We start from the raw sequence: 21,675 nt of genomic DNA, 5'->3' as shown, positions 1-21,675 counted from the left end.
ATTTCCTCACTTATTTCTGGCGGTATTTCAGCGCGCCGCTCGGACAGGTATCAATAACATGCACAACCGTTGCCACATCCACTTCATCCGGGATGATCCACGGCTTACGTTTCAGATTAAAGAGCTTCGCACTACCGCGCACGCAATTACCCGAGTGCTGACAAATGGCCGTATTGAAATAGACATCGATTTTCTCGCCGGTATAGGCCCGGTAACCCGCATCCAGTAGTTCCTGATCCATGACATTGCCTCTGTAATTGTTATGTTTTCGCTAGTAAGCATAGCCCCGTCAAAGTGGCGTGGCTACAGGAAAACAGAGGCATTTGCCAGTTGATGAGCAGTCGTCGTTGCGCAAAATAACGTTAAGTCATAAACCAGTAATAAAAGAGACCAACTTTTAATCCAAGGATTACAATATAGGCACAGCAGTACTTCATAGTGCCGGACATTATCTGATTCGCCTGTCCTTCCATTTTGGTTGCCGAAACCGCAATGGCGATACTTTGCGGTGAAATCATTTTCCCGCCTGTTGCGCCGGAGGTATTTGCCGCAGCCAGCCAGTTTGGATCAATATTTAATTTACTGGCGGCAATGGTTTGTAGTTTGCCAAACAGAATATTCGAGTTGGTGTCGCTGCCGGTAACAAACGTTCCCAGCGCGCCAATCACCGGAGCGAGAAAAACGTACGAGCTTCCGGTCAGATCGACAATCGACTGGGCCAGCGTGGAGATAATACCACTAAGATCCATTACCGTTGCCAGGGCGACGATCGCCATAATCGCGACAATGGAATTTTTAAGCTGGAACACGGTTTTGATAAACACTTCCAGCATACCGCGTGCTGATGCCCCCTGAATAAAACCGCCAATAATGGTCGCAAAGATAATCAACATTCCGGGCGTGGTGACCCATTCAACTTTCAGCGCCAGCGTTTTGCCATCGGCCAGCGTAAAATGCAGCACCGAAGCCAACTGAGAAGCCGCCGCTTTTATCGTTGGAAATAACGGCGAGCACAGCAGAATAAAGACAAAAATAAACAGATAGATAGAACCGACCCGGAACAGCACTTTCGCCGAGCGCGGCGTCGTTTCACGGGTGTGGCTGACTTCAATGCGCCACTCGGGATCTGTTTTCCCTTTGCGCAGGCGGCTGGCAATTGCGACGGCAAAAAGACTGACCAGGCTGCCGGCAAAAGCGGGTAATTCTGCCCCGAGATGTATGGCGACAAAATACTGCGGAACAAGCGTTGTGATACCGCAAAGCAGCGTAATAAGGAACACGCCGCGAATGGCTTTCAGGCCACCGCCAATAATGCAAATTATGACAAACGGCAGCAGGATATTAAAAAGGGCTAATTGCAGAATAATCGTTCCGCCTAAGGTGTAAACCGGCAGATTAACCTGTTCAGCCAGGATAGAGACCGGAATACCAACCGCCCCGAACGCCGTGGGTACGGTGTTGGCCACAAGTGAAGCAATTGCTGCCTTCAGTGGGTTGAATCCCAGCGCGATGAGAATACCGATAGGTATCGCGACCGCCGTACCGTACCCGGCAGCCGCTTCAAGGAATCCACCGAAACACCACGAAATCAGCAGTACCTGAATACGCTTATCTTCGCTAATACTGGCGAGAATATCGCGGAGAATATCCAGCGCTTTGGTCGCCTGCATGACGTTATAACTGAATATAGCGCCGAGGATCACAATCACGATCGGCCATAATCCTTTCAGTGCGCCATAACCCATCGAGGCTTTAAGATTTTGTACTGGCATGTCCCAGAATATTGCAGACAGCGCGGCAGTGAATGCCAGCGAAATCAAAACTGAATAATGGATGGGCATTTTCAATTTCAGAATTAAAAATACCATAAGCAGCAAAGGAGAAAGTGCCAGGGCAAACATAAAATATTCGTTCATTACTATTCCTGATTGGTTCATTAAACCTGATTTATATTTATGGTGGGGAGGCTACATTGCCGGTCAAATGAAATATGTAAACTGAATCGCTTCAGTGAATAAAGTAATTATGATTTGTAGTTTTGTAACTATTGTAATCTTTTAATTAAAATTCAATGCCAGGCAAATATACTTAAGAGCAAGGCAGATACCTATAAATAGTTATTTAACAACCTGTTTAATAATGATATTGACGAAATTAGTAATCACTTGAAACTATTTTTCGGACGTTCACATCGCTGTAGTTTTCATTATAAAAATGTGAGCGATGCCGAAATAAATAAACCCGGGTATTGCATATGGGTATTGATTGGTGGATTATTCTATTTTGTCATACAAATGAACATAGAGTAGGATAAACCGAAAAACAATGGTCGTTTTTATTATTGATTTATGACCCGGTGGCCGGTTGCCATCGGGGCTAAATAGAAGTGAAGCAATGGAGCATTGATTGTGAATGTAAATTTCTTTGTTACCTGTATTGGTGACGCGCTGAAATCACGGATGGCCCGAGACTCCGTATTGCTGCTGGAAAAACTGGGCTGCCGCGTTAATTTCCCTGAGAAGCAAGGGTGTTGCGGCCAGCCAGCCATCAACAGCGGCTACATCAAAGAAGCGATCCCGGGGATGAAAAACCTGATCGCAGCGCTGGAAGACAACGACGACCCGATTATCTCTCCTGCTGGCTCCTGTACCTACGCGGTAAAAAGCTACCCAACATATCTGGTCGATGAGCCTGAATGGGCGTTACGTGCGGAAAAGGTCGCCGCGCGCATGCAGGATCTCACCTCCTTTATCGTTAATAAACTGGGTGTGGTGGATGTGGGAGCCAGCCTTCAGGGCAGAGCTGTCTATCACCCATCCTGTAGCCTGACCCGCAAGCTGGGAGTGAAGGAAGAACCGCTCACGCTACTGAAAAATGTGCGCGGGCTGGAGCTGTTGACGTTTGCCGATCAGGATACCTGCTGCGGATTTGGCGGGACGTTCTCGGTCAAAATGGCCGAAATATCCGGCGAGATGGTGAAAGAGAAAGTCTTACACCTGATGGATGCCCGGCCTGAATATTTGATTGGCGCAGACGTCAGCTGCCTGCTGAACATTGGCGGTCGACTGCAACGGGAAGGCCAGCCGGTCAAAGTGATGCATATTGCTGAAGTGCTGATGAGCCGCTGAGGGGAAAGAGATGTCGATAAAAACCAGCGATGTAGAATTTAAACTGCGCATTCGTCAGCAAATTGAAGATCCGATCATGCGCAAAGCCGTGGCCAATGCGCAGGAGCGTATCGGCGCGAATCGGCAAAAAATGGTCGATGAATTAGGGCACTGGGACGAATGGCGTGACCGTGCCAGCCAGATCCGCGACCATGTTCTGAGTAATCTCGACGCTTACCTGTATCAACTCACCGAGAAAGTGACGGAAAACGGCGGACACGTCTATTTCGCCAAAACCAAAGAAGAAGCCACCCGCTACATTTTACAGGTCGCCCAAAGTAAAAACGCGCGCAAGGTAGTGAAGTCCAAGTCGATGGTGACCGAAGAGATTGGCGTCAATCATGTATTGCAGGATGCCGGAATTCAGGTGATCGAAACCGATCTGGGCGAATATATTCTCCAGTTGGATCAGGACCCGCCTTCACACGTTGTGGTTCCGGCAATCCATAAGGATCGCTATCAGATCCGCCGCGTGCTGCATGAACGTCTGGGCTATGACGGCCCGGAAACGCCAGAAGCGATGACCTTATTCATCCGCCAGAAGATCCGCGAGGATTTCCTCAGCGCTGAAATCGGTATTACCGGCTGTAATTTCGCCGTGGCGGAAACCGGATCGGTGTGCCTGGTGACCAACGAAGGCAATGCGCGGATGTGTACCACGCTGCCGAAAACGCACATTGCGGTGATGGGGATGGAGCGTATCGCCCCCACCTTTGCCGACGTGGATGTACTGATCACCATGCTGGCGCGCAGCGCCGTTGGCGCACGTTTGACGGGTTATAACACCTGGCTGACCGGCCCGCGCGAGGCTGGCCACGTTGACGGGCCGGAAGAGTTCCATCTGGTTATCGTGGATAACGGGCGCTCCCAGGTACTCGGTTCTGAATTTCGCGACGTGCTGCGCTGCATTCGCTGCGGAGCCTGTATGAACACCTGCCCGGCATACCGCCACATTGGTGGACACGGCTATGGCTCTATCTATCCCGGCCCTATCGGCGCGGTGATTTCCCCGCTGCTCGGCGGTTATAAGGATTTTAAAGATCTGCCGTATGCCTGTTCATTATGCACGGCCTGCGACAGCGTCTGCCCGGTGCGCATTCCGCTGTCAAAACTGATCCTGCGCCATCGCCGAGTGATGGCCGAAGAGGGCATTACCCCGAAAGCCGAGCGACGGGCGATCAAAATGTTCGCTTATGCCAATAGCCATCCTGGGCTGTGGAAAGTCGGGATGATGGCGGGCGCCCATGCGGCAAGCTGGTTTATTAATGGCGGTAAAACGCCGCTTAAAGTCGGCGCTATTGGTGACTGGATGGAGGCGCGAGATCTCCCTGATGCTGACGGAGAGAGTTTCCGTAGCTGGTTTAAGAAACATCAGGCAGAGGAGAAAAAGAATGGATAACCGTAGCGCGTTTTTAAACACCATCGCCCAGGCGCTGGGCCGCCCGCTGCGATTCGAACCGCAGGCAGATACGCTGCCGGTTAACAACTATGCGAACGAGCGACTGACCGAACTTAGCCAGCAGCAGCGCTGCGACGCGTTTATCCAGTTTGCGAGCGATGTCATGCTGGTACGCTGCGAACTGACCAGCGAAGCGCAGGCGCCGGAAGCGGCGTTACGCCTGTGTGAAGAACTGGGGCATAAATCGGTGGTGCTCAGCGGCGATAGCCGACTGGTTGAACTGGGGATCACCGAACGCTTGCAGCAGGAATGCAACGCCGTGGTCTGGGCCCCGGCCCGGGGAGCAGAGAATGTTACCCAGGCCGAACAAGCGAAAGTCGGTGTAGTGTATGCCGAATACGGCTTAACGGAATCGGGCGGCGTGGTGCTGTTTTCCGCGCCGGAGCGCGGGCGTTCATTAAGCCTGCTGCCGGAGTCCTCGATTTTCGTGCTACGCAAGAGCACCATTCTGCCGCGCGTGGCACAACTGGCGGAAAAACTGCATCAGAAAGCGCAGGCCGGTGAACGCATGCCATCGTGTATTAACATCATCAGTGGACCCAGCTCAACGGCGGATATCGAACTGATCAAGGTGGTCGGCGTGCATGGCCCGGTTAAGGCGGTATATCTGATTATTGAAGATTGTTGACACGGCTGTTAATGACCGCACTACTGGCACGGACGCCATAATAGCGGGCAGTTAATCCTGTTGGGAGTTGAATGCGGAGTTCAGGAAACTTGAAGCTGGAGCGGGCGAAGGGAAATCACCCCCGTTCCAAAGATCTCGTAATCCCATGGATTTATTAACAAAACTTGGTGCATGTTACGCTCTTACGTTCCAATCGTCCGTATACTGGACATTACCATCAACATAACGCCAGGTGATTTTGTCATACATCAGGGAAACAGATTCCATGTGGTTGATCTGCGAGTTCCCTGCCATTTTAGCGTTTGGCATCCCTGGATTAATGCCCGTCACTTTCACGCCCTCAATGGTCATGACGAAGTAACACTCTTCTTGTCCTGCATGGTTAATTCGATACCAGCGAATCTCCGCACTTTTCAACGTTTGACCAGTGGCAACGGCTTTGTATAGATACGGGCTGGAGCTATCAAACTCCTTTTCAATCATCATCGGAGAATGTGAACGCTTGCCAGTGATCTTACCGTTGGCACTGTCTACTGGAATGTTCAGACCATGACTAAAGCCAACAATTTCTATACTCCCCTCACGATCCTGAACGTCTACAGATCCTTTAATGTCTGCGCCGCCATCGTCTTTAAGCCACATGTAAGCCGGAATAGGCATTTTACAAACTCCTTTTAGTTGTGATTTTCTTCGTGATGAACCAGTAGCAAACAATCGTTAAGAGCAACTGAAAGCCCACAATCGCAGCCATTGTGAAATTTGAATACGTTTGATCTGGGAATAAAGACTGATAAGGCAGCAAGCGAAACAACGCCCAAAACAGGAAGGTAAACCCGAAGATTTTAGCTAACCGCCGCAACGTAGAACTGCCCCACTCTCTGGGGATACCTGCTGGACTAACTTTGTGTGTCACGCCACTGTACGCCGTGATAATGGCACTCATGACAGGTACGCTGATTAATGTGTTAATTAAGATGCTAAAATAGTCGCCTAACGATTCCCAAACTTCTAAATCAGGTTCACCCAAAATGAAGCGGGTAAACTTGTCGGCACTCTGGAAATCGAAAAGCCCCGTAATAGAATTAACTAATCCCTCATACGGAACCATTTTAGCAACGATCAGCATAACAACAGCGAACAGCACTATCTTGATGAACAAACTAAGGGCATGTTTTGCCATTGGCGATCACCTCAATCGTGCCGTATGCCTGTAGCTTCCTCATGCAAGGAACATCTATTTTTCGGGTTCTCAACAGAGCATTACGCAACATGGCAAAATCAGAATCATGTGGGAGAGTGATACAACCTTCTGATAGTACGCCTGGATGCAAACGGAAATTGCCACGCTTAACGTTCTCAATCCATGTGTAATCGTCGTTCCCCCAATCATCACGCCATAATGCGAACCATTCGGAATGTTTGAATGTTGCGCCACTGGCGAAGTGATTATAAATGTCTCTCACCCCTGCGTTTAGCTGTGACTTGAGTCCACCTTGAGGGCGGTCAACAATCCAGTATTTACCCGCTGGTACTGGCCCCTCTTTGGGGATCATTCCACATGCCCCACGGTTACGGTAAGCACCATTACCAGAGAAAGCTAAAAACGTGCCTACACCAGGAAACGATAAAGGGGAGTAGTACGCATCATTAATTACGAACTTTCCATGTAGAGCCACAGATAACCCTTTTATCTATAATGATTTGTTGGCTTATCGTACTCCTAAGCAATTGGACATAGGAAGGTTTTCTTCCGAGAAGCCTCTGATTTTCAGACAATAGCAGCCATAAAGCCCCGTTAGTGATACAGCAACAAGCGTAGCGACTTCATCAGACTGTTAGAGGGATCACACCTTATCAGAATAACCGTGTACCCTTGCGGGAGCGTGGCTGAAACGCTGATAGAGCCTACATGTCGTTTGTAGGTACTAAACCTGTTTACGTGGCTCATAAGGCCGCACATCGGGCTTGAATGCGTGTGATCAGTCTGGTGTAAGAGACAATATACCTCTTGTTGGTACTTCGTCGTTCAATGGTAGAACGATCACGACAGCTTATGTTAAGTAAGTTGTTGAAAGCAAAACGAGTTTTATAGAAGTTTTGCCACAAGGGGAGAGATCTGGAGCGGGCGAAGGGAATCGAACCCTCGTATAGAGCTTGGGAAGCTCTCGTTCTACCATTGAACTACGCCCGCTTCGAGATGCGTAAGGCATTATAAACCTTACGCTCTTATTGACAAGGTACTTGCTCACTGACTGGCGATTAATTCACCGTCAGCATTTTGGTTTGCTCCCCTGCGGCGGTAAATAACGCAGAGGATCAATCGCTGTTGCGCGGTAGCGAATCTGGAAGTGCAAGCGAACGGAATCCGCATCAGTGCTCCCCATTGTGGCGATTTTCTGCCCGGCTTTCACGCTCTGCCCGTTGTTAACTAACAGCGTGTCGTTGTGGGCATAAGCGGTGATGTAATCCTCATTATGTTTAATCATGATGAGGTTCCCGTAACCGCGTAACTGGTTGCCGACATAGACCACCTTCCCTGCCCCTGCCGCATAAATCGGCGTGCCGCGCGCGGCGGATATATCAATGCCTTTGTTGCCGCCTTCCGCCGTTGAATAAGGCAAAATGACTTTGCCGCTGGCAGGCCAGCGCCAGCAACGCTGCCCTACCGGAGGCCAGGAAGATTGCGGCACAGAAGAGGACGGTCTGACTGCCGCCGTTTTCGTAGAGGATTTCGCCGTGGTCGCACGCGATGAACCGGAACGCTTTGCCCCGCCGCCCAGTTTCAGTTTTTGCCCTACCTCAATGGTGTAAGGCGGGGAAATACCGTTCAGGCGGGCAAGTTCTTTCACGCTGGTTCCCGTCGTGCGCGAAATGCGGTAGAGCGTATCTCCCCGCTTAACGGTATAGACGGAACCCGAATCAGAAGATTGATTGCTGGAGCAGCCCGCTAAAAGCAAGCCTGCACAAAGCAGCATCACAATACTCAGGCTCTTGTTGTTCAGGCGTCCTGCACTCAAAACTATTCCTCGCAACATTTCAAACGCCTTATCATAGCAGCCAAAAGCCAGATGCCCAATGTATTGCCATCGGTGTCACGATATATCCTTCTTGCCACCGCTACTTTTGGTAATGCCTTTCCACCCTATATAGACTACGCTAGTTGCCAGAGTATATGGCTTGCAGCAGTATGCGGCTATTTTCATATTCAGGAGTTTTTATGACCGGGGAACATGTCATATTGCTGGATGAGCAGGGTAATCCTGACGGCATACTGGAGAAATATGCGGCTCATACCTCTGATACCCTTTTACATCTCGCCTTCTCATGCTGGTTGTTTAACGCGCAGGGGCAATTGCTGGTCACTCGCCGCTCACTCAGTAAAAAAGCGTGGCCGGGAGTCTGGACCAACTCAGTATGCGGACACCCACAGCAGGGAGAAAGCACTGAAGCGGCAATTATCCGACGCAGCCGTTTTGAGCTTGGCGTCGAAATTACCAACCTGACGCCCGTCTATCCAGATTTTCGCTATCGGGCAACTGACCCGAATGGCATCGTGGAAAATGAGGTCTGTCCGGTATACGCCGCGCAGGTGACCAGTGCGCTACAGGTAAACCCGGATGAAGTGATGGATTACCAGTGGAGCGGCCTGGAAACCGTACTGCAAGCATTGAGCGCAGCGCCGTGGGCGTTCAGTCCGTGGATGGTGTTGCAGGCGTCTGACGACAAGGCGCGTGAGTTGTTGCGGGAGTATAACCAGGGGTAATTTACTGGCTTTGTGCCCGGTGGCGCTGTGCTTACCGGGCCTACAGAGGAGCAAAACGTAGGCCGGATAAGGCAAAGCCGCCATCCGGCTTTGTGCCCGGTGGCGCTGCGCTTACCGGGCCTACAGAGGTGCAAATCGTAGGCCGGATAAGGTGAAGCCGCCATCCGGCTTTGTGCCCGGTGGCACTGCGCTTACCGGGCCTACAGAAGTGCAAAACGTAGGCCGGATAAGGCGAAGCCGCCATCCGGCATCCCACGTCTTATTTTACCGGACGCATCGCCGGGAACAGAATCACGTCGCGGATGGTGTGGCTGTTGGTGAACAGCATTACCATACGGTCGATACCAATTCCCAGACCCGCTGTCGGCGGCAGGCCGTGCTCCAGAGCGGTAACGTAGTCTTCGTCGTAGAACATCGCTTCGTCGTCACCAGCTTCTTTCGCGTTAACCTGATCCTGGAAACGCTGCGCCTGATCTTCTGCATCGTTCAGCTCGCTAAAGCCGTTACCGATTTCACGGCCGCCGATGAAGAATTCAAAGCGGTCGGTGATTTCCGGGTTCACGTCGTTACGGCGCGCCAGCGGAGAAACCTCTGCCGGATATTCGGTAATGAAGGTCGGCTGAATCAGGTGCGCTTCCGCCACTTCTTCGAAGATCTCAGTTACGATGCGGCCCAGGCCCCAGCTTTTCTCAACCTTGATGCCGATAGATTCAGCGATCGCTTTGGCGGAGTCGAAATTATCCAGATCGGCCATATCCGTTTCAGGACGGTATTTCTTGATAGCCTCGCGCATGGTCAGTTTTTCGAACGGCTTGCCGAAGTCGAACACTTCATCGCCGTAAGGCACTTCAGTTTTGCCCAGGATATCCTGCGCCAGCGTACGGAACAGCGATTCGGTCAGTTCGATCAGGTCTTTATAGTCCGCATACGCCATATAGAGTTCCATCATGGTGAACTCTGGGTTATGACGAACGGAGATCCCTTCGTTACGGAAGTTACGGTTGATTTCGAACACACGCTCGAAGCCGCCAACCACCAGACGCTTCAGGTACAGTTCCGGCGCGATACGCAGGTACATGTCCAGATCCAGCGCGTTGTGATGGGTGATAAACGGACGTGCTGCCGCACCGCCAGGAATCACCTGCATCATCGGGGTTTCTACTTCCATAAAGCCGCGGCCCACCATGAACTGACGAATACCCGCCATAATCTGTGAACGGACTTTAAAGGTGTTACGGGATTCATCGTTAGAGATGAGATCCAGGTAACGCTGGCGATAGCGCGCTTCCTGATCCTGCAAGCCGTGGAATTTATCCGGCAGCGGACGTAGCGCTTTGGTCAGCAGACGCAGTTCGGTGCAGTGGATGGACAGCTCACCGGTTTTGGTCTTGAACAGCTTCCCTTTCGCGCCGAGGATATCGCCCAGATCCCATTTTTTGAACTGCTCGTTGTAAACGCCTTCCGGCAGATCGTCACGGGCAACGTACAGCTGAATACGGCCGCCGACATCCTGCAACGTAACGAAAGACGCTTTACCCATAATACGACGGGTCATCATACGGCCCGCAACGGACACTTCGATGTTCAGCGCTTCCAGTTCTTCGTTCTCTTTCGCGTCGAAGTCAGCGTGCAGTTGGTCTGAGGTGTGATCGCGACGGAAATCATTCGGGAACGGGATACCCTGCTCGCGCAGGCTAGCCAGCTTCTCGCGGCGCGTTTTCAGTTCATTGTTAAGATCGGTTACCGCGTCAGCGCCCTGTGCGTGTTGTTCAGACATGTTGGTTCCTCATAACCCTGCTTTCAAACTTGCTTCGATAAATTGATCCAGGCTGCCATCCAGCACCGCCTGCGTGTTGCGGGTCTCAACCCCGGTACGCAAGTCTTTAATGCGGGAGTCATCAAGGACATAAGAACGAATCTGGCTGCCCCAGCCAATGTCGGATTTGTTATCTTCCATCGCCTGTTTCTCGGCATTTTTCTTCTGCATCTCCAGTTCATAAAGCTTCGCTTTCATCTGCTTCATGGCCTGGTCTTTGTTTTTGTGCTGGGAACGGTCGTTCTGGCACTGCGTCACAATCCCGGTCGGGATGTGCGTAATACGTACCGCAGATTCTGTACGGTTAACGTGCTGACCGCCCGCGCCGGATGCGCGATAAACGTCGATACGCAGGTCTGCCGGGTTGATCTCGATATCAATATCATCGTCAACTTCCGGGTAGACGAACGCGGAGCTGAACGAGGTATGACGACGGCCGCCGGAATCGAACGGGCTCTTACGCACCAGGCGATGAACGCCGGTTTCGGTACGCAGCCAGCCATAGGCGTATTCGCCGGAAATCTTGATGGTGACGGATTTGATCCCCGCGACTTCACCTTCAGACTCTTCAATAATTTCGGTTTTAAAGCCGCGCGCTTCTGCCCAGCGCAGATACATACGCTCCAGCATGCTTGCCCAGTCCTGCGCTTCAGTACCGCCGGAACCTGCCTGAATATCGAGGTAGCAATCCGCGCTGTCATACTCACCGGAGAACATACGACGGAATTCCAGCTGCGCCAGCTTTTCTTCCAGCGTATCGAGTTCAGCTACGGCTTCGTTAAAGGTTTCTTCGTCGTCGGCTTCTACAGCCAGCTCCAGCAGCCCGGAAACATCTTCCAGACCCTGAGTCATTTGGTCGAGGGTGTCGACAATCGCTTCAAGGGAGGAACGCTCTTTGCCCAGCGCCTGCGCGCGTTCGGGTTCGTTCCAGACATCCGGCTGTTCCAGCTCGGCGTTTACTTCTTCCAGACGCTCTTTCTTGGCATCGTAGTCAAAGATACCCCCTAAGAACGTCAGAGCGTTCCGTGAGGTCCTGAATGCGGTTATTTACCGGGTTAATTTCAAACATGGTCTGATTTCTTTTATTGGACTAGTCAAAATGCAGTGATAAGAGCGGAATTCTACCGGATTCGCGCTCTCATTAATATACAATATACTGTTGTCAATTTGGCCAGAGGTGATCAATGATCAGCTGTAGGCTACGGTTGCCGCGAAACTCGTTGATATCCAGCTTATAGGCAAGCTGAACTTCGCGTACGCCGTTATCCGGCCAGCAGGCGGTATCAACGTTAAACGCAATGCCGTCCAGCAGCGGGCCGCCGCCAACCGGTTCGACCATCACTTTCAGGTGGCGTTCGCCGACCAACCGCTGCTGCAACAGGCGAAAACGTCCGTCAAACAGCGGTTCCGGGAACATCTGCCCCCACGGCCCTGCGTCACGCAGCAGTTGCGCCACTTCCATCGTCATCTCAGCCACGCTCAGCGGGCCGTCAGAAACCACTTCGCCCTGTAGCAGCGATGGGTCGAGCCACTCGGTCACCAGCTCGCCAAAACGCTGCTGGAAATGTTCAAACTGCGCCTCTTCCAGTGACAATCCTGCCGCCATCGCATGGCCGCCGAATTTGAGCATCATCCCCGGATACAGCGTATCCAGACGCTCCAGCGCATCGCGCATATGCAGCCCCTGAATGGAACGACCGGAACCTTTCAGCGTACCGTCACCGGCGGGCGCAAAGGCAATCACCGGGCGATGGAAGCGCTCTTTAATGCGCGAAGCCAGAATGCCGACCACGCCCTGATGCCATTCTGGATGATACATCACCAGGCCGCCAGGCAGCGTTTCACGGCTGCGTTCCAGTTTCTCGCACAGGGTCAGCGCTTCCGCCTGCATCCCCTGTTCGATCTCTTTACGCGTCTGGTTCAGCGCATCCAGTTCATTCGCCAACACCCGCGCTTCGCCGATGTTATCGCACAGCAGCAACGCCACGCCGACGGACATATCATCCAGCCGCCCTGCGGCATTCAGACGCGGCCCCAGCGCAAAGCCTAAATCGCTGGCCGCCAGCTTCTGCGGATCGCGGTTCGACACCTCAAGCAGCGCCTTAATGCCTGGGCGACATTTCCCGGCGCGGATACGGCTCAACCCCTGCCACGTCAGGATGCGGTTATTGGCGTCCAGCGGCACCACGTCCGCCACCGTGCCTAACGCGACCAGGTCGAGCAGTTCCGCCAGATTCGGCGGCGTAATGCCACGCTCATCAAACCAGCCTTTATCACGCAGGAAAGTGCGCAGCGCCAGCATCAGATAGAACGCCACGCCAACGCCTGCCAGCGACTTCGACGGGAAATCGCAATCTCGCAGATTCGGGTTAATGATGGCTTCTGCGTCAGGTAGCGTATCGCCCGGCAGGTGGTGATCGGTCACCACCACCGGAATCCCCAACGCTCTGGCATGTTCCACACCGGCATGAGAAGAGATACCGTTATCCACCGTCACAATCAGCTGCGCGCCGCGAGCATGCGCCTGATCGACCACTTCCGGGCTTAATCCGTAGCCGTCTTCAAAACGGTTTGGCACCAGGTAGCTGATATTGTTACAGCCCAGCGAACGCATACCGAGGACGCTAAGCGCCGTACTGGTGGCGCCATCCGCGTCAAAATCACCCACGACGACGATGCGAGTCCCCTCGCGAAACGCGTTATAGAGGATCTCAACCGCCTTTTCGACGCCGCTAAGCTGCTGCCACGGCAGCATCCCTTTTACGCTGCGCTCCAGCTCCTGCGCGCTGCGTACGCCCCGGCTGGCGTATAAACGGCGCAGCAACGGCGGCAGGTCAGCAGGCAGCTCAGCTGTCTCGTCGGCCTCACGCCGACGAAGTTGTATCTGTTGTTTCACGCGAATTATTTACCGCTGGTCTGTTTCTGGTGCGCGTCAAGGAACGCCTTCATCTCTTTCGGCCCCTGATAGCCAGGCACCACATAGCCGTTACTCAGCACAATCGCTGGCGTGCCGCTCACGCCGAACTGCACACCCAGCGCATAATGATTGGCGATATCGATATCGCAGGTGGCGGCTTTCACGCCTTTGCCCGCCATCGCGTCATCAAAGGCTTTGTTTCGGTCTTTCGCGCACCAGATGGACTTCATATCCTGCTCGGCCTGGCTTTCCAGCCCCTGGCGCGGGAAGGCCAGATAACGCACGGTAATCCCCAGCGCGTTATAGTCTTTCATCTCTTCATGCAGCTTGTGACAGTAGCCGCAGGTGATGTCGGTAAAGATGGTGATGACGTGTTTTTCCTGCGGCGCTTTGTAAACAATCATCTCTTTTTCCAGCGCATTCAGGTGTTTCATCAGCAACTGATTGGTGACATTTACCGGCGACGCGCCGCTGACGTCATACATCGGCCCCTGAATAATATGCTTACCATCGTCGGTGACGTACAGCACGCCGCTGTTGGTCAGCACGGTTTTCATGCCTGCAACCGGCGCGGGCTGAATTTCCGTGCTCTGCACGCCCAGCTTAGTCAGCGACTGGCGAATGGCTGCATCGTCCGCATGAACCATTCCCGAAAATGCCGCCGCCAGCAGGGTGAACATCATAAAACGTTTTTTCATAACCTATCCTTTCCTGTCAGCACTCACGCTCGCGGGTGATGCTGTTGATGAAGTTGACGCAAGCGCTCCGTTGCGACATGAGTATAAATTTGTGTGGTCGAGAGATCGCTATGCCCAAGCAGCATCTGTACAACGCGTAAGTCAGCGCCATGATTCAGCAAATGGGTGGCGAAAGCGTGACGCAAAACGTGCGGCGACAGCTTTTCGCTGTCGATTCCCGCCAGCACGGCATAGTGTTTAATGCGGTGCCAGAAGGTCTGACGCGTCATTTGTTGCGCCCGCTGGCTGGGAAATAAAACGTCAATCGACACGCCGTTCAACAGCCACGGGCGCCCGTGCTCCAGATACGTCTCCAGCCAGTACACCGCTTCTTCGCCCAACGGCACCAGACGTTCTTTATTGCCTTTACCGATAACCCGCACGACGCCCTGGCGCAGGCTGATATCGCTCATGGTCAGCCCGACCAGCTCAGAAACGCGCAGGCCCGTCGCATACAGCACTTCCAGCATTGCTTTGTCGCGTAATTCCAGCGGTTGGTCAACAACTGGCGACTGTAATAATCTCTCAACTTGTGCTTCGCTGAGATCTTTTGGCAAACGCTGCGGAAGTTTGGGCGACGCGAGCTGCGCGCTCGGATCGTCCTCACGAAATTTTTCACGGTACAGATGCTGAAAGAAGCGCCGCGTGGCGCTCAACAATCGTGCGGAACTGGTGGCTTTATACCCGCCATCCATACGTTCCGCCAGCAGCGTTTGTAAATCATCGCTCTGCACCGTCGCCAGCGTTTTTCCACGATGATGCAACCATTCGACCACCATCGACAAGTCGCGCCGATACGCGCTCAGCGTATTTTCCGCCAGATTACGCTCCAGCCACAGGGCATCGAGAAACTGCTCGATACGCGCCAGATCCTTATCCATCTCGGGCCCCTCTGCGTGTTAAATCAACGCCATTATGCCTGAAGCCGACGCCTTTCTGGTACACTAGCCGCATCGTCATCGCAAGAATCGAGAGCAGTACGTCATGAATATCGGCCTTTTTTATGGTTCCAGCACCTGCTATACCGAAATGGCAGCGGAAAAAATTCGCGACATTATTGGCCCGGAACTGGTCACATTACACAACCTCAAGGATGACTCTCCGACCTTAATGGAGCAGTACGATGTGCTCATTTTAGGCATTCCGACCTGGGATTTTGGTGAAATACAGGAAGACTGGGAAGCCGTCTGGAATCAACTGGACGATCTCAAGCTGGAAGGCAAAATTGTCGCGCTCTACGGCATGGGCGACCAGTTGGGCTACGGCGAGTGGTTCCTGGATGCGCTGGGTATGCTGCATGACAAACTTGTCACCAAAGGCGTTAAATTTGTCGGCTACTGGCCTACCGAAGGCTATGAGTTCACCAGCCCGAAACCGGTCATTGCCGATGGGCAACTTTTTGTCGGCCTGGCGCTGGATGAAACCAACCAGTACGATCTCAGCGATGAGCGCATCCAGGCCTGGTGCGAGCAAATTCTCGGTGAGATGGCAGAGCACTATTCCTGCTGACCGTTTTGCCGGATAGCGGCGTGAACGCCCTGTCCGGCCTGCATGGCGCACCGAACCGTAGGCCTTAAAGCTGCGCGCCATCAGGCCTTCGTTGGCGTTACCCCTGCGTCGCCTGTTGCAACATTAACCGCCGTAAATCCCGCCACTCGGCGTCATCCATGCTGTCTGCCGCCAGCCACAAGTGCTGACGCTTCCCGCTGTCGGCGCGCAAACGCAGCATCATGCCAGTTTTAAGCATCCAGGGCGGGCCCTGAATCGTCCAGTCTTGCCCTTGCCAACGTAAACGCCCATCCATCAGCAGTTTAATTTCGCCCTGCCGGGTATTAATCCGCCGCTGACTGCGCACACAGTCGAACACCACCAGCGAAAGCAATATCAGCCAGAGCGGCGTGTAGCTCAATGGCCAGGGCATCAATAAAACCAATGCGGCGACAAGCCCATGAATGAGCAAAGAGAGCCATTGTGCGCGCCAGGAGACGCGTAAATCAGATTGCCACAGGACCACGTTCCCGATTCCGTGTCTGGATGAGTTTCACCATTTGTTCCAGCTCTGCATCACCCGGTTTACCGTGGTTCATCAACCAGTTAAATAAATCAGGATCGTCGCATTCCAGCAAACGAACAAAGATGCATTTTTCTTCATCGCTTAAGTTATCGTACTCATGTTCGAAAAACGGCATGATAGAAATGTCGAGCTCACGCATACCGCGACGGCATGCCCAATGAATACGTGCTTTGTTATTAATATCCATGTTCTTCTTCCTGTCTCGCGAAAATGAAGTACCCGGCTATTGTAACGTGTTTTTCATGTTCTTTTACGGGAATCTCCATAAACGGAAGCATGATCGGCAAATAAAACCACATTAAGTCAAAGGGTTCATCGATTTTGCATCGCGCCTCGCAAAGCGGGCGATAAGGCACAAATGGGATGTTTAAACCGCTTGCAATGGGCTATAGCTCTTTTACCATTAGTCACTATTACTGCGTTAAGCAAATCAGGACATTATTATGGCTTTTACACCTTTTCCTCCTCGTCAACCGTCCGCGTCAGCCCGTTTGCCTCTGACGCTGATCACTCTCGATGACTGGGCGCTGGCCTCGATCACCGGCGCCGACAGCGAGAAGTATATGCAAGGTCAGGTCACCGCGGACGTCAACCAGCTTACCGAACAGCAACACTTACTGGTCGCCCATTGCGATGCAAAAGGGAAGATGTGGAGCAACCTGCGTCTGTTCCGCGACGGCGACGGTTTTGCCTGGATCGAACGCCGTACTCTGCGCGAGGCCCAACTGACCGAGCTGAAAAAATACGCCGTGTTCTCTAAAGTCGCGATCGCGCCTGACGATGAGCGTGTTCTGCTCGGTATCGCTGGTTTTCAGGCTCGCGCAGCGCTGGCGAATATCTTTAGCGAGTTACCAAACAGCGAAAAACAGGTCGTGAGCGAAGGGGCGTCCACCCTGCTTTGGTTTGAACATCCGGCGGAACGTTTTCTGCTGATTACGGATGTCGCCACGGCTGAATCCCTGACTGAAAAACTGCGTGGCGAAGCGGCGCTGAACAACAGCCAGCAGTGGCTGGCGCTGGATATTGAAGCGGGCATTCCGGTCATTGACTCCGCGAACAGCGGGCAATTTATACCGCAGGCAACCAACCTACAGGCGCTGGGCGGTATCAGCTTTAAGAAAGGCTGCTACAGCGGGCAGGAGATGGTCGCCCGGGCAAAATTCCGCGGTGCGAACAAACGCGCGCTCTGGTCTCTGGCAGGTAAAGCCAGCCGCGTACCGGAAGCCGGAGAAGATCTGGAGTTGCAGATGGGTGAGAACTGGCGTCGTACCGGCACCATTCTTGCGGCAGTGCAACTGGATGACGGCCAGGTTCTGGTGCAGGTGGTCATGAACAACGATATGGAAGCTGACAGCGTATTTCGCGTACGCGATGATGCGAATACCCTGCACATCGTACCGCTGCCCTATTCGCTGGAAGAGTGAAAAGAATAACGCCTGATGGCGCTGCGCTTATCAGGCCTACGGTTCAGTGCGCCATGTAGGCCGGATAAGGTATTAGCCGCCATCCGACAGTTGGGTTTCAGGCCCCATCCCTCGTAGGCCGGATAAGGCGTAGCCGCCATCCGGCAACAGTGTGTCAGACCTGCCCTACATACAGATAGATCGCCAGAAAGTGGCACACACTGCCGCCCAGCACGAACCCGTGCCAGATTGCATGGTTATAGGGAATGCGTTTGCAGACGTAGAAAATCACGCCTAGCGAATAGACCACGCCGCCGACCGCCAGCAGCGTCACGCCTCCCGCCGCCAGTTTGATCGCCAGTTGATAAACCACAATCAGCGACAGCCACCCCATCGTTAAATACGTTACCAGCGAGAGAACCTTAAACCGGTGGGCGATAGTCAGCTTGAATAAAATACCGAGCAGCGCCAGGCTCCAGATGACAATCATCAGCCCACGCGCCAGCGGCGAATCCAGCCCTACCAGCAAAAACGGCGTATAGGTTCCGGCAATCAGCAGATAGATAGCGCAGTGGTCGAATTTTTTCAGCCAGATCTTCGCCCGCTGATGCGGAATCGCGTGGTAGAGGGTTGAAGCAAGAAACAGCAGGATCATGCTGCCGCCGTACAGGCTGTAGCTGGTAATGGCCGTTGCACTGGCATTCGCGTCTACCGCCTGAACCAGTAACAGCACCAGACCGACAATACCAAACACCAACCCAATACCGTGGCTGATGCTATTGGCAATTTCCTCTGCCAGCGAATATCCCTGTGCGATTAATGGTTTCTGCACCATAGCTTACTCCAAAGAACGTTCACAATCGTGATAGCGTTCCTAGCGTAACTGAGAATGGTTCCAGTGAACACCTGTTAGCTAAAATAAATATCAACTTAAGATTAATCCTTGTAAATCATGATGTTGAAACTTATTTTTCAACTAACAGTTGTTCATTAAAATCAAAGGCATTTAAAATCAATCACATAAAATTGCGTCTGATCCGGGTAAATCCCAGCAATCACATGTTTAAGTTCTTCAAGCGTCATGTTTTCCTGCCGGGCATGTTTTTCCGTCAGCGTCTCCAGCGTGACGGTTGAGGTGCCAACAATCTCAATTGTGCAGAAGTAACCCTCATCTTCGAAGCGTCCAACCCGTAGAATGTCCCCGGCTTTGAAGTGTGATTCGGACTCGTCACGAATGGTGATAGTTTTGCGTCCGGCCAGAATGTCATCCTGGAAACGCTGAAAAAAAGTGATGTCATTTGGCTGCATGTTATTATTCCCTGTAGATGAAGTCTGATGAGTGAGTTTTGCCATTGTGAGTATGTTCTCCCACGCTGCCATCGCCAGTCTCAACAATCTTGAGATGCTGGTCTACAACTATGTCATCAAAAACCGTGACAAAGTCATGTACATGACCATTCGCGAACTGGCTGATGCCGTGGGCGTTTCCACCACCACCGTACTGCGCTTTTGTCGCAAACTTCACTGTGACGGCTACTCTGAATTCCGCGTGCGCTTTAAATTATATTTAGAGCAGGATGAGCCGCAACAGGCTAATTTTGGCGCCAGCGAAATTATCAGTTTCTTTAAAAGCGTCAATAACGATGAGTTTGATAAATTACTCGATCAGGCTGTCGATATCATTTTATCTTCCGAACGTATTATATTTGTCGGCGCAGGAACTTCCGGCGCGCTGGCAAAATATGGCGCACGTTTTTTCTCTAACGTCGGGAAATTCAGTAATCATATTGATGATCCTTATTTTCCGGTCACCAACGACATGGCAAAAAACGCGCTGGCGATTGTGCTTTCAGTATCGGGAGAGACTGCGGAGATCCTGCGCTTTGCCAGCCAGTTCAGCCTGCACAACTGCAAAGTGCTGTCGATTACCAGCCATGAACACTCGGCGCTGGCAAAGCTGGCTGATTTTAATCTCTCCTGGCATGTACCACAAACCCGTATTGCTGGCGTTTATGATATTACAACGCAGATCCCAGTTATCTATATTCTTGAATCATTAGGCCGTAAGCTGGCGAAAAAATTAGCGTAAAAAAACAATTTGTTTTTTGGGTGTAACAAATTACACCGGCGCTATTTTGTTATATCGTGACTTTTTGCCTTCCTTTGTTAGACTCAAAATCAGATTGTATTAATTTGAGATTGAGCAACAATGAAAAAACTCACCTTACCAAAAGATTTCTTATGGGGCGGCGCAGTTGCCGCTCATCAGGTTGAAGGCGGCTGGAACAAAGGCGGCAAAGGGCCGAGCATCTGTGATGTGCTGACCGGAGGAGCACATGGCGTACCGCGTGAAATCACCCGACAAGTTGTAGCGGGTAAATATTATCCAAACCATGAAGCGGTCGATTTTTACGGTCACTATAAAGAAGACATTAAGCTGTTCGCCGAGATGGGTTTTAAATGCTTTCGCACCTCCATCGCCTGGACCCGCATTTTCCCGCAGGGTGACGAGACGCAACCGAACGAAGAAGGGCTGAAATTCTACGATGATATGTTCGATGAGTTGCTCAGATACAACATCGAACCGGTCATCACCCTCTCCCACTTTGAAATGCCGCTGCATCTGGTACAGCAATACGGCGGCTGGACCAACCGTAAAGTGGTGGATTTCTTCGTCCGCTTCGCGGAGGTGGTATTTGAGCGCTACAAGCACAAAGTCAAATACTGGATGACCTTCAACGAGATCAACAACCAGCGCAACTGGCGCGCGCCGCTGTTTGGCTACTGCTGTTCCGGCGTGGTGTATACCGAGCATGAAAACCCGGAAGAAACCATGTATCAGGTGCTGCATCACCAGTTCGTCGCCAGCGCGCTGGCGGTGAAGGCGGCACGCCGCATCAACCCGGAGATGAAGGTCGGCTGTATGCTGGCGATGGTCGCGCTCTATCCGTTTTCCTGTAAGCCGGAAGATGTCATGTTCGCGCAGGAATCCATGCGTGAGCGCTATGTGTTTACCGACGTTCAGCTACGCGGCTACTACCCGTCTTACGTACTGAACGAATGGGAACGTCGCGGCTTTAACATCAACATGGACGCTGGCGACGCGGAGATTCTGCGCGAAGGCACCTGCGATTACCTTGGCTTCAGCTATTACATGACTAACGCAGTAAAAGCGGAAGGCGGTAGCGGCGATGCCATTTCCGGCTTCGAGGGCAGCGTGCCGAATCCGCACGTCAAAGCCTCCGACTGGGGCTGGCAGATTGACCCGGTCGGCCTGCGTTATTCCCTGTGCGAGCTGTATGAACGCTATCAGAAGCCGCTGTTTATTGTGGAAAATGGGTTTGGCGCCTACGACAAAGTGGAAGAAGACGGTAGCATCAACGACGATTACCGCATCGACTATCTGCGTGCTCACGTAGAAGAGATGATGAAAGCGGTGACGTATGATGGCGTGGATCTGATGGGCTATACGCCGTGGGGCTGCATCGACTGCGTGTCATTCACGACCGGACAATACAGCAAACGTTACGGTTTTATTTACGTGAACAAGCATGACGACGGCAGCGGCGATATGGCGCGCTCGCGGAAGAAAAGTTTTACCTGGTATAAAGAGGTTATCGCCAGCAACGGCGAGAAGCTGTAATTTTTTGCCGGATGGCGGCTAATACCTTATCCGGCCTACAAGTTCTGTCTCCGAATAAAAAAAAGCCG

General features: G+C 52.4%; 23 protein-coding genes and 1 tRNA gene. 8 read left to right on the top strand and 16 right to left on the bottom strand.

Annotation, left to right across the window (positions count from 1 at the left end; genetic code table 11):
- Positions 1 to 10 precede the first annotated feature (10 nt).
- Together yjdI and OGX93_RS16065 are read right to left on the bottom strand one after the other, a co-directional pair.
- On the bottom strand, positions 11 to 241 hold the full coding sequence (gene yjdI / locus OGX93_RS16070; protein WP_071257888.1) for a 4Fe-4S mono-cluster protein YjdI: 231 nt from the start codon (positions 239 to 241) through the stop codon (positions 11 to 13).
- Positions 242 to 362: 121 nt separating this feature from the next.
- Positions 363 to 1,916 (bottom strand): L-lactate permease, encoded by a 1,554-nt coding sequence (locus OGX93_RS16065; RefSeq protein ID WP_024130918.1) that lies wholly within the window; start codon positions 1,914 to 1,916, stop codon positions 363 to 365.
- A gap of 492 nt (positions 1,917 to 2,408) precedes the next feature.
- Between OGX93_RS16065 and OGX93_RS16060 the strand changes: the two genes are divergently transcribed.
- The 3 genes from OGX93_RS16060 to OGX93_RS16050 are packed head-to-tail and all read left to right on the top strand — an operon-like array spanning position 2,409 to position 5,254.
- Entirely contained in the window at positions 2,409 to 3,128 is a 720-nt protein-coding gene (locus tag OGX93_RS16060) for a (Fe-S)-binding protein (protein WP_024130919.1), read from the top strand.
- Between the two features lie 10 nt (positions 3,129 to 3,138).
- Positions 3,139 to 4,566, top strand: a complete 1,428-nt coding sequence (locus OGX93_RS16055; protein ID WP_012134989.1) for a LutB/LldF family L-lactate oxidation iron-sulfur protein — start codon at positions 3,139 to 3,141, stop codon at positions 4,564 to 4,566.
- A complete protein-coding gene (locus OGX93_RS16050; protein ID WP_047461449.1) occupies positions 4,559 to 5,254 on the top strand; it encodes a LutC/YkgG family protein in 696 nt (231 codons plus the stop codon). Before OGX93_RS16055 ends, OGX93_RS16050 begins: the two co-directional genes overlap by 8 nt.
- Positions 5,255 to 5,428: 174 nt before the next feature.
- Here OGX93_RS16050 and OGX93_RS16045 read toward each other — a convergent pair whose 3' ends face one another.
- The 5 genes from OGX93_RS16045 to actS form a co-directional block, all read right to left on the bottom strand.
- Positions 5,429 to 5,914, bottom strand: a complete 486-nt coding sequence (locus OGX93_RS16045) for an Hcp family type VI secretion system effector (protein WP_064910234.1) — start codon at positions 5,912 to 5,914, stop codon at positions 5,429 to 5,431.
- A 1-nt stretch (position 5,915) separates the two neighbouring features.
- Positions 5,916 to 6,434: a hypothetical protein gene (locus OGX93_RS16040; RefSeq protein WP_115608885.1), complete on the bottom strand. Its 519-nt coding sequence runs from the start codon at positions 6,432 to 6,434 to the stop codon at positions 5,916 to 5,918.
- Positions 6,415 to 6,930: a DUF2778 domain-containing protein gene (locus tag OGX93_RS16035; RefSeq protein ID WP_110493853.1), complete on the bottom strand. Its 516-nt coding sequence runs from the start codon at positions 6,928 to 6,930 to the stop codon at positions 6,415 to 6,417. Before OGX93_RS16035 ends, OGX93_RS16040 begins: the two co-directional genes overlap by 20 nt.
- Positions 6,931 to 7,371: 441 nt before the next feature.
- Positions 7,372 to 7,445 (bottom strand) — tRNA-Gly (locus OGX93_RS16030).
- Between the two features lie 79 nt (positions 7,446 to 7,524).
- Positions 7,525 to 8,271, bottom strand: coding sequence for an amidase activator ActS (gene actS / locus OGX93_RS16025; protein ID WP_058668057.1), 747 nt, complete (start codon positions 8,269 to 8,271; stop codon positions 7,525 to 7,527).
- A 200-nt stretch (positions 8,272 to 8,471) separates the two neighbouring features.
- On the opposite strand from actS, the gene idi reads away from it, so the two are divergent.
- The gene (gene idi / locus OGX93_RS16020; RefSeq protein ID WP_012134992.1) at positions 8,472 to 9,017 is read left to right on the top strand and encodes an isopentenyl-diphosphate Delta-isomerase; all 546 of its coding nucleotides are present in this window, start codon (positions 8,472 to 8,474) and stop codon (positions 9,015 to 9,017) included.
- A 259-nt stretch (positions 9,018 to 9,276) separates the two neighbouring features.
- Here idi and lysS read toward each other — a convergent pair whose 3' ends face one another.
- The 5 genes from lysS to xerD all read right to left on the bottom strand — a co-directional run bounded on the left by lysS (position 9,277) and on the right by xerD (position 15,368).
- Positions 9,277 to 10,794, bottom strand: coding sequence for a lysine--tRNA ligase (gene lysS / locus OGX93_RS16015; RefSeq protein ID WP_012134993.1), 1,518 nt, complete (start codon positions 10,792 to 10,794; stop codon positions 9,277 to 9,279).
- Positions 10,795 to 10,803: 9 nt separating this feature from the next.
- Positions 10,804 to 11,902, bottom strand: a protein-coding gene (gene prfB, locus OGX93_RS16010; RefSeq protein WP_096753903.1) for a peptide chain release factor 2 whose coding sequence is annotated in 2 segments (ribosomal slippage) — positions 10,804 to 11,826 and positions 11,828 to 11,902 — 1,098 coding nt in all. Because the reading frame shifts where the segments join, the coding sequence is not laid out codon by codon here.
- A 93-nt stretch (positions 11,903 to 11,995) separates the two neighbouring features.
- A complete protein-coding gene (gene recJ, locus OGX93_RS16005) occupies positions 11,996 to 13,729 on the bottom strand; it encodes a single-stranded-DNA-specific exonuclease RecJ (protein WP_286449011.1) in 1,734 nt (577 codons plus the stop codon).
- 5 nt (positions 13,730 to 13,734) lie between these two features.
- Positions 13,735 to 14,448 (bottom strand): bifunctional protein-disulfide isomerase/oxidoreductase DsbC, encoded by a 714-nt coding sequence (gene dsbC, locus OGX93_RS16000; protein WP_049008968.1) that lies wholly within the window; start codon positions 14,446 to 14,448, stop codon positions 13,735 to 13,737.
- A 23-nt stretch (positions 14,449 to 14,471) separates the two neighbouring features.
- A complete protein-coding gene (xerD, locus tag OGX93_RS15995) occupies positions 14,472 to 15,368 on the bottom strand; it encodes a site-specific tyrosine recombinase XerD (RefSeq protein ID WP_012134998.1) in 897 nt (298 codons plus the stop codon).
- 103 nt (positions 15,369 to 15,471) lie between these two features.
- On the opposite strand from xerD, the gene fldB reads away from it, so the two are divergent.
- Positions 15,472 to 15,996 carry a flavodoxin FldB gene (fldB, locus tag OGX93_RS15990; RefSeq protein WP_012134999.1) on the top strand — a complete coding sequence of 175 codons (525 nt, stop codon included), beginning with the start codon at positions 15,472 to 15,474 and terminating at the stop codon, positions 15,994 to 15,996.
- 97 nt (positions 15,997 to 16,093) lie between these two features.
- Here the strand turns inward: fldB and OGX93_RS15985 are convergent, their stop codons facing one another.
- Positions 16,094 to 16,501: a protein YgfX gene (locus OGX93_RS15985; RefSeq protein WP_024130921.1), complete on the bottom strand. Its 408-nt coding sequence runs from the start codon at positions 16,499 to 16,501 to the stop codon at positions 16,094 to 16,096.
- Positions 16,482 to 16,748: an FAD assembly factor SdhE gene (gene sdhE / locus OGX93_RS15980; RefSeq protein WP_024130922.1), complete on the bottom strand. Its 267-nt coding sequence runs from the start codon at positions 16,746 to 16,748 to the stop codon at positions 16,482 to 16,484. Before sdhE ends, OGX93_RS15985 begins: the two co-directional genes overlap by 20 nt.
- Before the next feature lie 256 nt (positions 16,749 to 17,004).
- Between sdhE and ygfZ the strand changes: the two genes are divergently transcribed.
- On the top strand, positions 17,005 to 17,985 hold the full coding sequence (gene ygfZ / locus OGX93_RS15975; protein ID WP_286449013.1) for a tRNA-modifying protein YgfZ: 981 nt from the start codon (positions 17,005 to 17,007) through the stop codon (positions 17,983 to 17,985).
- Positions 17,986 to 18,139: 154 nt separating this feature from the next.
- Here the strand turns inward: ygfZ and trhA are convergent, their stop codons facing one another.
- Both trhA and yqfB read right to left on the bottom strand, forming a co-directional pair.
- Positions 18,140 to 18,799 (bottom strand): PAQR family membrane homeostasis protein TrhA, encoded by a 660-nt coding sequence (trhA, locus tag OGX93_RS15970; RefSeq protein WP_012135004.1) that lies wholly within the window; start codon positions 18,797 to 18,799, stop codon positions 18,140 to 18,142.
- A gap of 161 nt (positions 18,800 to 18,960) precedes the next feature.
- Complete coding sequence (gene yqfB / locus OGX93_RS15965; RefSeq protein WP_286449015.1) at positions 18,961 to 19,272, bottom strand: N(4)-acetylcytidine aminohydrolase; 312 nt, start codon at positions 19,270 to 19,272, stop codon at positions 18,961 to 18,963.
- Positions 19,273 to 19,324: 52 nt separating this feature from the next.
- On the opposite strand from yqfB, the gene OGX93_RS15960 reads away from it, so the two are divergent.
- Together OGX93_RS15960 and bglA are read left to right on the top strand one after the other, a co-directional pair.
- Positions 19,325 to 20,053 carry a MurR/RpiR family transcriptional regulator gene (locus tag OGX93_RS15960; RefSeq protein ID WP_012135006.1) on the top strand — a complete coding sequence of 243 codons (729 nt, stop codon included), beginning with the start codon at positions 19,325 to 19,327 and terminating at the stop codon, positions 20,051 to 20,053.
- Positions 20,054 to 20,173: 120 nt separating this feature from the next.
- Positions 20,174 to 21,607: a 6-phospho-beta-glucosidase BglA gene (gene bglA / locus OGX93_RS15955; RefSeq protein WP_115625884.1), complete on the top strand. Its 1,434-nt coding sequence runs from the start codon at positions 20,174 to 20,176 to the stop codon at positions 21,605 to 21,607.
- The last annotated feature ends 68 nt before the right edge of the window (positions 21,608 to 21,675 follow it).

Source organism: Citrobacter sp. CK195 (assembly GCF_030333365.1).
In the GTDB taxonomy this organism is placed as follows: domain Bacteria; phylum Pseudomonadota; class Gammaproteobacteria; order Enterobacterales; family Enterobacteriaceae; genus Citrobacter_B; species Citrobacter_B koseri.
This window is presented reverse-complemented; position numbering and strand designations above follow the sequence as displayed.

Bases quoted from the DNA above. Each gene is read 5' to 3' on its own strand.
- yjdI (WP_071257888.1), bottom strand. From the start codon at position 241: ATGGATCAGGAACTACTGGATGCGGGTTACCGGGCCTATACCGGCGAG.
- OGX93_RS16065 (WP_024130918.1), bottom strand. From the start codon at position 1,916: ATGAACGAATATTTTATGTTTGCCCTGGCACTTTCTCCTTTGCTGCTT.
- OGX93_RS16055 (WP_012134989.1), top strand. From the start codon at position 3,139: ATGTCGATAAAAACCAGCGATGTAGAATTTAAACTGCGCATTCGTCAG.
- OGX93_RS16050 (WP_047461449.1), top strand. From the start codon at position 4,559: ATGGATAACCGTAGCGCGTTTTTAAACACCATCGCCCAGGCGCTGGGC.
- OGX93_RS16045 (WP_064910234.1), bottom strand. From the start codon at position 5,914: ATGCCTATTCCGGCTTACATGTGGCTTAAAGACGATGGCGGCGCAGAC.
- OGX93_RS16040 (WP_115608885.1), bottom strand. From the start codon at position 6,434: ATGGCAAAACATGCCCTTAGTTTGTTCATCAAGATAGTGCTGTTCGCT.
- idi (WP_012134992.1), top strand. From the start codon at position 8,472: ATGACCGGGGAACATGTCATATTGCTGGATGAGCAGGGTAATCCTGAC.
- lysS (WP_012134993.1), bottom strand. From the start codon at position 10,794: ATGTCTGAACAACACGCACAGGGCGCTGACGCGGTAACCGATCTTAAC.
- dsbC (WP_049008968.1), bottom strand. From the start codon at position 14,448: ATGAAAAAACGTTTTATGATGTTCACCCTGCTGGCGGCGGCATTTTCG.
- xerD (WP_012134998.1), bottom strand. From the start codon at position 15,368: ATGGATAAGGATCTGGCGCGTATCGAGCAGTTTCTCGATGCCCTGTGG.
- fldB (WP_012134999.1), top strand. From the start codon at position 15,472: ATGAATATCGGCCTTTTTTATGGTTCCAGCACCTGCTATACCGAAATG.
- sdhE (WP_024130922.1), bottom strand. From the start codon at position 16,748: ATGGATATTAATAACAAAGCACGTATTCATTGGGCATGCCGTCGCGGT.
- ygfZ (WP_286449013.1), top strand. From the start codon at position 17,005: ATGGCTTTTACACCTTTTCCTCCTCGTCAACCGTCCGCGTCAGCCCGT.
- trhA (WP_012135004.1), bottom strand. From the start codon at position 18,799: ATGGTGCAGAAACCATTAATCGCACAGGGATATTCGCTGGCAGAGGAA.
- yqfB (WP_286449015.1), bottom strand. From the start codon at position 19,272: ATGCAGCCAAATGACATCACTTTTTTTCAGCGTTTCCAGGATGACATT.
- OGX93_RS15960 (WP_012135006.1), top strand. From the start codon at position 19,325: ATGTTCTCCCACGCTGCCATCGCCAGTCTCAACAATCTTGAGATGCTG.
- bglA (WP_115625884.1), top strand. From the start codon at position 20,174: ATGAAAAAACTCACCTTACCAAAAGATTTCTTATGGGGCGGCGCAGTT.